The following is a 12,271-nucleotide window of genomic DNA, read 5'->3' as shown; positions in this document are numbered from 1 at the left end:
AACACGCCGGCGGGACGGCGGGTTGCACCGCACCGTGCAACATGATCAGGAGTTGTCCGGCGGTATTCACCCCCTGCTGGCGGGGCGGTTCAGCCCGGGGCGGTTCGATCCGTCAGCCGTCGTCGACGACCGCACGGTCGATCTGCTGCTGGAAGCCGCGCGGTGGGCGCCGTCCGCGGGCAACTCCCAGCCATGGGGGTTCCTCACCAGCCGGCCCGGCGAGCCGGACCACGGGCGGGTCGTGCGGCACCTCACGCCGAGTTCGGCCCGGTGGGCGGCGGATGCGGGCCTGCTGGTCGCGGCGCTGACCCGCAGCCACCTCGGCGACCCCCACCTGCCGTACTCCGAGTTCGCGCACTACGACCTCGGCCAGGCCGTCGCCCACCTGACGGTCCAGGCCCAGGCGATGGGACTGTCAGCCCACCAGTTCCGGGCCTTCGACCTGCACGGCCTCACCAGCGAACTGCGCCCGAACCCGGGCTGGGAGATCGTCTGCCTGATCGCGGTCGGCAGGGCCGCGGGAGGCCCGCCGGAGCGCCGGGAGCGCCGGAGCATCGCCGATCTGCGGTCCGCCCCCTGGCCGCCGCCGTAGGCGTCCGGTCACAGGTGCGCGAGCAGGTCGTGGAGCGGTGCGGGCACCCGTGCGGTGTCGAGGGCCTCGACCAGGAGGCGGCCGTAGCGGATCTTGCGGCCCTTCTTCGTGCCCAGGAAGCGCCGCATCTGGTGCTCGGCGGGCCGTCCTTGCTGCGCGGGCTGGCGGACGAAGGTCCGCCAGGCCGGGAGGTCGCCCTCGGCGCGGACGACCTCCTCGACCCGGGCCACGCCCAGCGCGCGGATCAGTTCGTCCTCCAGGTCCGTCGCACACACGAAGAACCCCCGGCGCGGCGCGCCCGCCCGCGCCAGGCCCCGGTCGTAGAAGCCCTGTTCGCCCTCGTCGCAGAGCCCGGCCAGGCGCAGGCCCAGCCCCGGTGGCCCGAGGACCGCGGCGTAGCGGCCGATGTTCATTGCTCCGCCCATGGAGATGGCGCACACCCCCTCGGCGGGCAGGTCCCGGCCGTACCGTACGGCCAGCGCCTCCACGGCCGCGAGGTCGCTCAGCCCTTCGAGCAGCACCGTGGTCCGTACGCCCAGCCGCTCCGCGAGCTCGCCCGCGGGCCCGCCCTCCGTCGACTCGGGCCCGCCCGCCGCCCACCCGGTGACCGCATCCCGGAATGCCCGCATGTCCGCCATGGGCCGATTCTGCTCCTGTCCGGGTCGGCACGGCACGGCGTTTTCGCGACCCGGAGGAGATGTCAGCCCGCCGGTCCTCGCCGGTCCTGCGCCAGGTCGATCAGCTGGTGCATCGTCGCCGCGGGCAGGGCCGGATTTGCCGCGGCGGGGAACGCACTCGCGGGTCGCGTGAGCCGCCTCAGCAGTTCCTCGGCGGGGAACCTCGGATCACGTACCGCCCACGTTCCCACGTCAGGATCGTCGGCCAGCCGCAGCAGCAGCTCGGGGCCCGCTTCCGGGTCGTCCAGGGCGGCATGGCGCAGCCGAGGATTGGGGTCGTCCGCGAACCGGGCGAGACCGGGCGCGGCGAAGTTCCGGCGGTGCCGCAGCGCGGACCAGTTCCGGTCCTGTGCCGTGGCGTACAGCTCCACCAGCAGGTCGTGCGGTGCGTCCTGCCACGGCCGAGGCGCCGGCAACTCCTCGAACTCCAGGAGACGTTCCAGGGCCGGCCCCGGCAGGGCCGGATTGAACGCCAACCCGTTCAGCCACGCCCGGACCACGTCGTCATCCGTGCCGGCCCGCCTCAGGTCCTCGTCCACCCCACTCATCCGGGCATTCTCACATCTCGGTGTCGCGCGGGCGCCGTTGCCGGGTCCTGCTCCACCCGGATCCCCCACCGTCGTCGACTCGCGCTATACGGGTCGCACGCCCCACCCCCCCCACTGACGGGCAGTCACCCACGTGAGCAACGAAGAGTCCAGGTCCCGGTCCGCCTTCAGCTGGGAGTCCACGACGGTGGGCTCCCTGGGCGGGCCGCTGCTCGTCTGTGCGGCCGACGCCTTCGCGGCCTGGGGCGGGGCGGTCCACGACGCCGACTACGAGCTGGATCCCGCCTGCGACTACGCCCGTGCCTGGTCGGCGGTCCATCCCGACGACGACGATCGCGAAGCGGCCTTCGTGCGGTTCGGCGACCGTGACGAACATGCCGGCCTGGTCTGGGAGATGGACGGCGAGGGCAGCGCCGCGGTCGCGTACGGCCGCAGCGGAGACGGGAGCGGCTCCGACGCCGACGGCTTGCTGCTCATGCGCACCTGGGTTCCCCGGGGCCGGGCGGACGCGCCGCGGCGGCGTGCGGCGGGGGCGTCCGTGGCGGGCGAGGAACAGGTGGGGGCGCTCGAACTCCGCACCGGTCGGGTCGTGGTCGCCTGGGCGGCCGTGGCGGCGAGCGAGGCCGGTCCGTTCGCGACACCGCAGGACGTGGACCACTTCGCGGGCCTGCACGCGGTGCTGCGGGTCAGGCCGGGCACGTACCGCGTCACCTGCGGCTGGCACGAGGGGCCCGGGGACGGTACATGCCCCGGGAGGAGATCGACGGATCGCCCCGGCCCTCCGCGGACGACGACTGGAGCTGTCGCTGGGTCCGCTTCACCCTGGCGGGCGACGCCACCGCCGAGGGGTGAACTCACCCACCAGCGCTGCGCGATCGGGTGGCCACCGGTCGCGCGTCGGGTGAGGATGCCGGCCGCCCGGCCCGCCGAAGAAGAAGTGCCGGCGGGTGAGCGTCCGGGAGCCGCCGCAGGCGGCGAGCCTGATCCTGGCATTTTCCCCGCTATCCCGGGAAGGATGGGGAACTTTCCGGTTATCCCATCCGAATATCCGAATGATCGGCCCGATGACGTTCAGGCCACGGTGATTGGTATCCGGACAATTCCCGGGTGGTAACTCCGCGGACCTGTCCGTACATATCGCCACAGACGCGGTGGTCGAAGCGTCGAAACGGCTTGCCGCCCACCGGTGCGAGTGCGCACTGTTGGGTGTCCGCGCCACTCGTAGCGCGGACTGTTCGGTCAAGTCGGGAGGGGAATTCTCATGCGCAAGGCACTGTCCATGACACTGGCCGCCGCGGCCATCGCCGTCGGCGGCTCGCTCGCCGGAGCCGGTACCGCCGGTGCTGCGGAGTCCGGCAGGAGCGTGGTGGCGGGCAACGGCACCGTCGCCGCCGCCGTGCAGGGCGTGAGCGGCCGTTCGATCTGCTACAAGGCCCATGTGCAGGACATCGGCTGGCAGAACTTCGTCGCCTGCAACGGGGCGGTCGCAGGAACCACGGGGCAGGCGAAGAACGTGGAGGCGCTCAACTTCGCCACGTCCGGCACGGGCGGTCTGTGCGCCCGCGCGCACGTGTCCAACATCGGGTGGCAGGCCTGGTCCTGCGTCTCGGACGGCCAGGACCTCTACATCGGCACCACCGGTCAGAACCTGCCGATCGAGGCGGTCGAGCTCAAGATCGGCACCGGGACCGTGTCGGCCAACGCGCACCTGCGCGACGTCGGCTGGCAGGGCTGGGTGACGAGCTCCTACATCCAGGTCGGCACCACCGGCCAGAGCCGGCCGGTCGAGGCCATCGCCGCCACGGTCTGACCCGTCCGGTCCGGTGGAGCGGGCACGAGCGCCCGCTCCACCGAGCCGGGCACGACCTCCCGCTCCACCGGACCGGTCACCGGCCGAAACCGTTCCGTGGAGCCGTCCGCGGCGGTCGCGGTGCGGGTGCGGGTCGGGCGGCTTACCGTCGTCGGGAGATCCGAGGAGTGGGAGGAAGCCGTGTCGGAACAGAAGATCACCACCTTCCTGTGGTTCGACCACCAGGCCGAGGAGGCGGCGCGGTTCTACACCTCGCTGTTCGCGGACTCGCGGATCGTCGAGGTCCAGCGGTACGGGGACGTGGGCCCCGGCAAGGCGGGCTCGGTGATGACGGTGGTGTTCGAGCTCGGCGGGCAGCGGTACGTGGCGCTCAACGGCGGGCCGCTGTTCCCGTTCACGGAGGCGATCTCGCTGCAGGTCAACTGTGACGACCAGGCGGAGGTCGACCGGCTGTGGGCGGCGCTCACCGAGGGAGGCGGGCAGGAGAGCGACTGCGGCTGGCTGAAGGACCGGTACGGGCTGTCGTGGCAGATCACCCCGCGGCGGCTGATGGAACTGCTCGGCGACCCCGACCGGGCCGGGGCGCAGCGGGCGATGCAGGCCATGCTGCGGATGAGGAAGATCGACATCCGGACGCTGGAGGACGCCTACGCGGACGCCGCCGGGAGCGGCCCGGCCTCGTAGGGGGGAGGGGCGGGAGGGCAGGCCCTCAGGCGCGGCCCCTCAGGCGCGGCCCGGGGCCGGCTCGGCCCCGGCGGGAAGGGCCGCCGCGCGGCGGGGGAGCAGTAGTGGGGTCGCCAGCAGGAGCACCCCGGCGAGGCCGATCGCGGCGCGCGGGCCGAGCAGGGTGCCCAGGACGCCCCACAGTGCCGTCAGGAGCGCGGTCGAGGCCTTGGTCGTCACCGCCCAGGCGGACAGCGTGCGGGCGACGCGGTCGGGCGACGTGCGTTCCAGGCGGAGGGTGGCGCTGATGGGGTTGAAGACCCCGCAGCAGAGGATCAGCCCGAACTCGACGCCCGTCACCAGCAGCAGCCCGCCGGCGCCCGGCCGCAGGAAGGCCAGGCCGACCGGCCAGACGGCGCGCAGCGTCCCGGCCGCGGTGAGGACCCGGTGCCGCCCGAACCGGCCGACCAGCGGCCGGGCCAGCCGTGAGCCGAGCAGGCCGCCGATCGAGGGCACGGCGAAGGCGAGGCCGTACTGCCACGGGGCGAACCCGAGGTGGCCGAGCATCAGGACGGCCAGCAGCGGTTCGGTGGCCATCACCAGGCCGTTGAACAGGGTGGTGTTGACCAGCAGCGGGCGAAGGGTCGCGTCGGCCAGGACGTACCGCCAGCCGTCGAGCAGGTCGCGGACCCGCATGCGGGGGGCCTGCCGGTGCCCGGGGGGCCGTTCGGGCCCGCCCGTCGCACGGATGCCGAGTGCGGAGAGCAGGTAGCTGGCGGCGTCGACCACCACGGTGGCCACCGGGCCGAGGAGGCCGAGCGCCGCGCCGCCCAGCGGTGGTCCGATGATCGTGGTCGTCCACGCCGTGGACTCGAACCGGGCGTTGGCGACGAGCAGGTCCCCGTCCGGCAGCAGCGTCTTGAGGTAGGCGCCGGAGGCCGCGCGGAAGGTGATGTCGGCCGCCGCGACGACGACCGAGACCAGCAGGAGCTGGACGAGGCCGAGCACGCCGAGCGCGTACGCGGCGGGGACGGTCAGCAGAGCGGCGAACCGCACCAGGTCCGTCGCGATCATCACCGGCCGCTTGCGGCGGAACTCCACCCACGGCCCGAGCGGCACCGCCACGGCCGCGCCCACCGCGGCCCCCACGCAGGAGAGCGCGGCGACCTCGGCCGGTCCGGCGTGCAGCACCCGGACGGCGATCAGCGGGAACGCACCGAAGGCGAGCCAGGTACCGAGCGCGCTGGTTCCGTACGCCGCCCAGAGCCACCCGAACGGCCGCCCCAGCCGGTGCCCGCCCCGCATCCGCGCCACCCTTCCCCGGTAACCCAGGACGCACCCCTACGACGCACCCGTACAACCGATGCGCGATCGGAAGCATCAAAGCGGGCGCGAAGCCCCGCGATCAAACAACCACTGCGCCACCGGCCACAACCGACGGTTGTGCCTCTAGGCTGGCGGCATGGACCTCGACACCGTCCGGACCTTCGTGGCCGCCGCCGACGCCGGGCAGTTCCGGGAGGCCGCCGCCGAGCTGGCGGTCACCCAGCAGGCCGTCTCCAAGCGCATCGCCGCGCTGGAACGCGACCTCGGCGTGCGGCTGTTCACCCGCACCGCGCGCGGTGCCGAGCTCACCATCGACGGGCAGGCGTTCCTGCCGCACGCCCGGGAGCTGCTGAGGGTCGCCGAGCGCGCGGTCGGGTCCGTCCGCACCGGGAGCCGTCCGCTGCGGGTCGACGTGATCTCCTCGCGCACCGCGGCGTCCGGGCTGCTGCGCGGCTTCCACCGGGCGCACCCGGACGTCGAGCTCGACGTCGTGACACTGTTCGACGTCGAGACGGCCGTCGCCGCCGTCCGGTCCGGGGCGATCGACGCGTCCTTCCGCGCCGTCGCCGTGCCGGGCCGGCCCCTTCCCGAGGACGTCGAGTCCGTCCGGGTCCTCGACGAGGCGCTCCACCTGCTCACCGGCCCCGCCCACGCGCTGGCGGGCGCCCGGTCGGTGACCGTCGCACAGCTCGCCGGCCACCGGATCTGGATGCCCGGCATCGTCCCCGGCACCGAGTGGGCCGCCTACTACGAGGACCTAATCGCCGAGTTCGGCCTCACCATCGAGGCGACCGGCCCCAACTTCGGCTCCGACGCGCTCCTCGACACCATCGCCGACACCCCGGCGCTGGCCACCTTCATGGGCGAACACACCCGCCTGGTCTGGCCCGCCGGTCACGGCCTGCGCCGCATCCCGGTGACCGACCCGGCACCGGTCTACCCGCACTCCCTGCTCTGGCAGCGCGACAACCCGCACCCGGCACTGGCCGCCCTCCGTGCGCACCTCGCCGCCACCGCGACCGGCCACGACGCCGCCGGGACATGGGTGCCGGACTGGGCGGCCCCGCGCTGACCGCGGCCGGACATCCGCCGTCGGCGGTGCCCGGCCGAAATCCGGTTGACCCGGGCGCGGGGCGACGCTGGACTGTGGCGGGCCCACGCGTCGTGGTGCCGTATCCAGGGGAGGCAGCGGCAGCAATGGACATTCGTCCCACCACCGACCAGGACCTCGAGGTCTTCGTCGACACACTCCATGCCGCGTTCGGACGCTTCCCGGAGTCCCCGGACCAGGACGGCGGCGGGGTCTTCTGGTCGGCGTACGAGATGGACCGCAGCCTGCTCGCCGTCGCGGCGGACGGGCGGCCCGTCGGCACCGCCGGCGCGTACTCCTTCGAGCTCACCCTGCCCGGTGGGGCCCTCCTGCCGACCGCCGGGGTCACCGCCGTCGGCGTGCTGCCCTCGCACCGCCGCCAGGGCGTGCTCACCACGATGATGCGGCACCAGCTCACGGAGCTGCGGGCCCGCGGGGAGTGCCTGTCCGTCCTGCTCGCCTCCGAGGCCGTGATCTACCGCAGGTTCGGCTACGGCCCGGCGACCTACACGGCCCGGCTGACGGTGCCGCGCCACCAGGCGGCCCTCGCCGTCCCCCGGGCCCGCGCGGCGGCCGACGCCCCGGCACATGACGCGGACACCGGCTCGATCGAGGTGCTGCGGCGGGCCGAGTGCGGCGCGATCCTGGAGGAGGTCTACGACCGCTACCGCCGGGCCCAGCCCGGCGCGCTGTCCCGGCCGCACCGCTGGTGGGCGTCGGGCGCGGGACAGCCCCCGATCTCCCCGGCGCCGCGCTACATCGCGGTCCACCGCGACGCCGACGGTGTCCCGGACGGGTACGCCAGCTACTCGCTCGGCGAGTCCGAGACCCTGACCGTCGACGAGACCGTCACCGCCGACGACGCCGTCCACACCGCCCTCGCCCGGTTCCTGCTCGCCCACGACCTGGTCACCAAGGTCGTGTTCAAGCACGTCCCGACCGGGCACCCGCTCCGCTGGCAGTTCGCCGACTTCCGTGCCGGCGAGGTGACCGGCGACACCGACTGGCTCTGGGTGCGCCTGCTGGACGTCCCGGGTGCGCTGACCGCGCGCGGCTGGTCCACCGACGGCGAGATCGTCCTCGACGTCGACGACCCGTTCCTCGGCGAGCACGGCCGCCACCTGCTGACCGTCCGGGACGGCAAGGCGGACTGCCTCCCGACGGACCGTGAGCCCGACCTGTCCCTGGACGTCGGCGACCTCGGCTCGATCTACCTCGGCGGCACCGCCCCGAGCACGCTCGTGCGAGCCGGACACGTCCGCGCCCACCACCCGGGCGCGGCCGCCCTCGCCGACGCGCTCTTCCGCGCCGAACGCCCCCCGCACTGCCTGCACTGGTTCTGACCGGGCGTCCGCCCGTCGGGCACGCACGCCACGCACCGCTCCCGCCCTCCCGGCCGTCCCCGGACGGCAGGGCGGGACCACGCGTCACCGCCCGGTACGGGCTCCGCGTCGGGCCCGCGCCCGGGTAGCCCCGGGCGTTGCCGAGCGCCGAGCCCTGTGGTCCGCCCGGGCGGGCGGGCCCGCCCGCCCGAGGCCGCCGGGCCGCGGCCGCGGTTCACACGACCTCCATGTCGACGTCCGCGTCCTGGGCTTGGGCCGGGACCTGGCCGGCCTGCTGGTTGTTCGCGTCCCGGAACGACTCGATCAGGCGGATTCCCTCGGCGTACGAGGCATGCTCGCCCGCCGCGTACCCGTACCTGCTGGGTGCGTACGCGCCGGATCCGCTGTGTTCCATCATCGCCCTCAGGACGTTCCGGGCCTGCGTCGGAGTGAGTTTGGATCCCTGGCCGAAGTACTGTCCCAGCGCGGTTTCGATGGCCAGCTTCCGGTTGGCCTTGCTGCCGTCGAAGGGCGCCGGGACGTTGGCGAGCACCTCGTCCAGCAGGTCGCGGCGGACTTGCAGCTGTTGCTGGTGCGCGGCGTTGATCGCCTCCACCAGAGCCCGGTCGGCGGGCGATGCCCCGGTACCGAGCTGGGTGCGGTCGAGCGACGGGTAGAGCGTCTCCGCGACGTACGGCCGGGAGTTCCAGAGCGAGCTCTGCTTGTCGAGGATGTGCCCGGCCGACGCGTCCGCGGTGATGTCGATCCAGCCCAGTTCCGTCCTCAGCCCGGTCGTGGGATCGGTCCGGGTGATCACCAGGTCCGGGCGGGTGGAGCCGTGGGTCACCTGGGTCTCGATCCTGACACCCGGCGGCAGCTGCGGAGCGATGTCGTTCGCGATCATCGCGGTCGTCATCGACTCCACCGCGTACCCGAACTGGGCCGGGAACCACTGCTCCAGCTCGGCGCGGCGCTCGGGGGAGGTGTTGGGGTTGACCCACTCGTTGTAGCTGTTCACCCAGCGAGCGGTGTAGCCGTCGAGCGGCGGAACCCCCGCCGGATTCGCCAGAGCCGTCCTGGCGGCCGTCTGTACCCGCTGGTCGATGGCGCCCGCGATCCCCTCCACCATGGTCTTGTCCTGCGGGGACAGCGAGTCGCCCGCGACATGGACGGACAGCACGCCGAACTTCGCCGCGTCCGACTCGAAGATGCTGTGGTCCATCTCGGCGGCGATGGTCTCCTCGTGCGGCCCCGAGGTGGCGGCCCAGACGTGCTGGCCCTCGGCCCACTCGCCGGGGAGCTTGCCGGGTTCCGCCTCCCAGGTCTGACGGGTGCTCGGGTCCGCCCACATCAGCTTGCCGTCCTGGCCGTGCACGAGGGCCACCGCGTGGCCCTCCTCGCCCGGCTTGCCGAACAGCACCGTCGAGAAGCTGCCCGGGCCGGCCTCGTGGACCTTCTCCAGCAGCAGGTCCACGCCGCCCTGGTCCACGCCCCACTTGTGCGGCGTGTCATGGCGCTTGAGCAGCGTCCAGGCGGGCGAGTCCTCCGGCCGTCCCTCGTACGGCCGGGCGGAGGGCCGCGGACGGCCGTAGTGCGTGTCGCGCAGCGCCTCGGTGACCTCCAGGCAGTTGTGCAGGTCGTCGCCGTTGATCGCGTCCCGGTGCGGGTTGACGGCCTCCAGCAGCTCGGGCGTCACCTTCGGGAACCGGCCCTCGCCCTTGCCGGCCAGGTGGTCCGTCAGCGCCTCAAACTGCTCGCGCGTCGGCGGCTGGAGACCGCGGCCCTCCAGCACCGCCGCGGTGTTCTCGTACGAGGGCGTCCGCTGACGCTTCGCCGGCGGAGCCGTCTCCTCCGACCGGACGTCCTCGTCGCGCGCACGCTTCCCGGACGGCCGTGCCGGCTCCGGGTGCGCCGGGGAGGGCTGCACGCCGTGCTCGGGCCGCGGCGACCGGACCGGCCCCAGCCGGAACCCGTCCGCACCCGGCTCGGCGGGCCGCCGGGAACGGGGACGCGCGATCGGCCGCGACGGATCGGACGGGGCGTGCGGCACCCCGGACGGGCCGGGACGCGCGGGCGCGCCGCCGTGCGCGCCCGCGCCCGCGCCGGGGTGCGCTCCCGGAAGCCCGAAGCCGGGCATGCCGGGCGGGCCGGCCTGCGGGGGCGGGGTCGCCGCGGCGTCGGCCGGCCGCGGCTGGGCAGCCGCGCCGCTGTCCGGTGCGCGCTCGGCGGGCGGCGGCGTCCTCGTCGGGCTCGGCCCCGAAGTGATCCGCGTCCCCTCGGGACGGTCGGACACCCCCTCCGGCGTCGGGGCGTGCTCGCCCGTCCCCGGAGCGGGCGTGTGCGGGGGAGCGGACACCCGGCCGCCGCCGCCACCGGCGGCGGCCTCGCCGACGGGCGGCGTGTGCGGCTCGGCCGACGGTTGCGCCCCGGCGGCCGGGTGCGCCCCGGCCGCAGGCTGTGCCCCCGCGGTGTCGTGGGCCCCGGCCGGAGCGTGCGCCTCGCTCGGAGCGTGCGCCTCCGGGGTGGGGGTCGCGTCGTGACGGGGCGGCGCGCCGTGCCCGGAGGCGTCACCGGTGTCCTGGCGCGGGGGTGCGGACGTGCCGGGGTCGGGGCGGCCGGGTGTGGTGTCGTGGGGCGGGGTGGTGGTCGCGCCCTGCTCGGGGTGTCCCTGGTTCGTGTCGTGGGCGGGTGCGGACGCGCCTGGGTCGGGGCGGCCGGGTGCCATGTCGTGCGGCGGCGTCGACCCGCCGTCACGCGACGAGCCCTCACGCGGCGGACCGGACGGCGCTTCCCCGTGGGTGACCTGCGGTTCCCGGCCGCCGACCGGCGACTCGGACGGGCCGGGGTGCGGACGGCTCTCCGGCGTCGTGCCCGGGGCCGGCCCGGTGTGCGCGGACGCCGGCCCGCCGGGCGTCTCCCGACCGGAACCGGGCGGGTGCGCCTCGCCGCGCTGCGGCGGCAGTTCGGCGCCCGGAGTCCCGTTCGTCGGGTGGGCCTGAGCGGTGGGCTCCGGGCTCGCCTGGTGCGGGTGGTCCGAGCCGGCGACCGGGCCGCCCCGGTTCGCGTGATCCGTCCCGAGCGGTGCCCTCGCACCGGTGTCCCCGCTCTCGTGGACCCCTGCGCGGAGGCCGTCGCCGGAATGTGCGGGCGCGACCGGCGGGGCCGTCGCGGCGGACGGCTCGTGGCCACGGCCGGCCCCCGAGGACGGGGACGAGGAGGGGGACGGGGACGCGTCGCCGTGTCCGGTCGCCTGCCCGGAAGCCCCCGGGTGACCCTGCGCCACGTGGCCGCCCGGCGTGCCGCCCGTCGCGGGACCGGTGGCGGGGGCCTCCGAGGCGGGCCTGGCGCCGCTCGGGGCGCCCGCCCCGACGGTCGCGGGCGGCCGTTCCGAGGCTCCCTGCCCGCCCGCCGCGCGGTCGGAGCCGAAGGGCACCAGGCCCTTCGTGCCACCGGTGTCCGGCGTCCCCCCGGCCTTCTCCGCCGACGGTCCAGGGCCGTGGTCCGTGGAGCCGGGGCCGCGATAGGCGCTGCCCGACCCGAGGTCCTTGCCACCGCCGAAGACCGGCTTGCCGCCGGCGTCCGACTTGCCGCCGCCGTCCGGGTGACGGCCGTCGGCGCCCGGCACCCCGCCGTGCGGAATCCCGCCGGTCGGTCCCTTGAAGTGAGCCCGGCCGGCCGCGGCAGCCGCGTGCGCACCGACCGCGCCGGCGCCACCCATCCCGGAGCCGAGCAGGCTGCCGCCCTCGACGTGCCCGGTGGTGATCAGCTGCGTCGCCGCGTCCGTACCGACACCGGTCGCCGCACCGTGGACCATCTTGCCGGGGACGGTCTGCATGGCCCCCGCCAGACCCATCTTCCCACCGGCTCCGCTGAGTCCCTTGCCGATCAGGTGGCCGGACGCACCGGCGACGGCGCCGCCGAGGGCGTTCTGCCCGACCTCCTTCATGTCGATGCTCTTGCGGTGACCCTCCATCACCTCGATGCCCTGGGCGAGCACGTTGATCGCCGCCATCTGCGCGGCCTGCTTCGCCGCGAACTCCAGCGCCTCCTGCAACAACTTCTTCAGGACCTGCTGCACGACGGCACGACTGACCCCGACGGCGATGGGGATCTGTGCCAGCGAAACACCGGCCGTGAACGGTGCCTCGGCCTCGGCCGTGGCGATCTCGAAGGCCAGGATGCCGAGTTGGGCGACGATCTGGATCTTCGCCGTCTCCGCCGAGTTCGCCATCGCCTCCAACAT

The 12,271-nt window shown here is 74.7% G+C and carries 10 protein-coding genes; 6 read left to right on the top strand and 4 right to left on the bottom strand.

Annotated features, from left to right (window positions below):
• The first annotated feature begins 34 nt into the window (after positions 1–34).
• Complete coding sequence (locus tag ACIOFR_RS32280; RefSeq protein ID WP_401002793.1) at positions 35–592, top strand: nitroreductase family protein; 558 nt, start codon at positions 35–37, stop codon at positions 590–592.
• Positions 593–600: 8 nt separating this feature from the next.
• Here the strand turns inward: ACIOFR_RS32280 and ACIOFR_RS32275 are convergent, their stop codons facing one another.
• Both ACIOFR_RS32275 and ACIOFR_RS32270 read right to left on the bottom strand, forming a co-directional pair.
• Positions 601–1,230 (bottom strand): TOPRIM nucleotidyl transferase/hydrolase domain-containing protein, encoded by a 630-nt coding sequence (locus tag ACIOFR_RS32275; protein ID WP_401002792.1) that lies wholly within the window; start codon positions 1,228–1,230, stop codon positions 601–603.
• Between the two features lie 62 nt (positions 1,231–1,292).
• Positions 1,293–1,817: a hypothetical protein gene (locus ACIOFR_RS32270; protein WP_401002791.1), complete on the bottom strand. Its 525-nt coding sequence runs from the start codon at positions 1,815–1,817 to the stop codon at positions 1,293–1,295.
• Positions 1,818–1,950: 133 nt separating this feature from the next.
• Between ACIOFR_RS32270 and ACIOFR_RS32265 the strand changes: the two genes are divergently transcribed.
• The 3 genes from ACIOFR_RS32265 to ACIOFR_RS32255 all read left to right on the top strand — a co-directional run bounded on the left by ACIOFR_RS32265 (position 1,951) and on the right by ACIOFR_RS32255 (position 4,311).
• Positions 1,951–2,931 carry a hypothetical protein gene (locus ACIOFR_RS32265; RefSeq protein ID WP_401002790.1) on the top strand — a complete coding sequence of 327 codons (981 nt, stop codon included), beginning with the start codon at positions 1,951–1,953 and terminating at the stop codon, positions 2,929–2,931.
• Between the two features lie 147 nt (positions 2,932–3,078).
• On the top strand, positions 3,079–3,627 hold the full coding sequence (locus tag ACIOFR_RS32260) for a hypothetical protein (protein ID WP_401002789.1): 549 nt from the start codon (positions 3,079–3,081) through the stop codon (positions 3,625–3,627).
• Between the two features lie 180 nt (positions 3,628–3,807).
• Positions 3,808–4,311: a VOC family protein gene (locus tag ACIOFR_RS32255; protein WP_401002788.1), complete on the top strand. Its 504-nt coding sequence runs from the start codon at positions 3,808–3,810 to the stop codon at positions 4,309–4,311.
• A 39-nt stretch (positions 4,312–4,350) separates the two neighbouring features.
• On the opposite strand, the gene ACIOFR_RS32250 is transcribed toward ACIOFR_RS32255, so the two are convergent.
• Positions 4,351–5,595 carry an MFS transporter gene (locus tag ACIOFR_RS32250; RefSeq protein WP_401002787.1) on the bottom strand — a complete coding sequence of 415 codons (1,245 nt, stop codon included), beginning with the start codon at positions 5,593–5,595 and terminating at the stop codon, positions 4,351–4,353.
• A 157-nt stretch (positions 5,596–5,752) separates the two neighbouring features.
• Between ACIOFR_RS32250 and ACIOFR_RS32245 the strand changes: the two genes are divergently transcribed.
• Positions 5,753–6,688 carry a LysR family transcriptional regulator gene (locus ACIOFR_RS32245; protein WP_401002786.1) on the top strand — a complete coding sequence of 312 codons (936 nt, stop codon included), beginning with the start codon at positions 5,753–5,755 and terminating at the stop codon, positions 6,686–6,688.
• Between the two features lie 125 nt (positions 6,689–6,813).
• Positions 6,814–8,049, top strand: coding sequence for a GNAT family N-acetyltransferase (locus ACIOFR_RS32240; protein WP_401002785.1), 1,236 nt, complete (start codon positions 6,814–6,816; stop codon positions 8,047–8,049).
• A gap of 214 nt (positions 8,050–8,263) precedes the next feature.
• Here the strand turns inward: ACIOFR_RS32240 and ACIOFR_RS32235 are convergent, their stop codons facing one another.
• Complete coding sequence (locus ACIOFR_RS32235) at positions 8,264–12,259, bottom strand: toxin glutamine deamidase domain-containing protein (RefSeq protein WP_401002784.1); 3,996 nt, start codon at positions 12,257–12,259, stop codon at positions 8,264–8,266.
• Positions 12,260–12,271 lie beyond the last annotated feature (12 nt).

Source organism: Kitasatospora sp. NPDC088346, from assembly GCF_044740765.1.
In the GTDB taxonomy this organism is placed as follows: domain Bacteria; phylum Actinomycetota; class Actinomycetes; order Streptomycetales; family Streptomycetaceae; genus Kitasatospora.
This window is presented reverse-complemented; position numbering and strand designations above follow the sequence as displayed.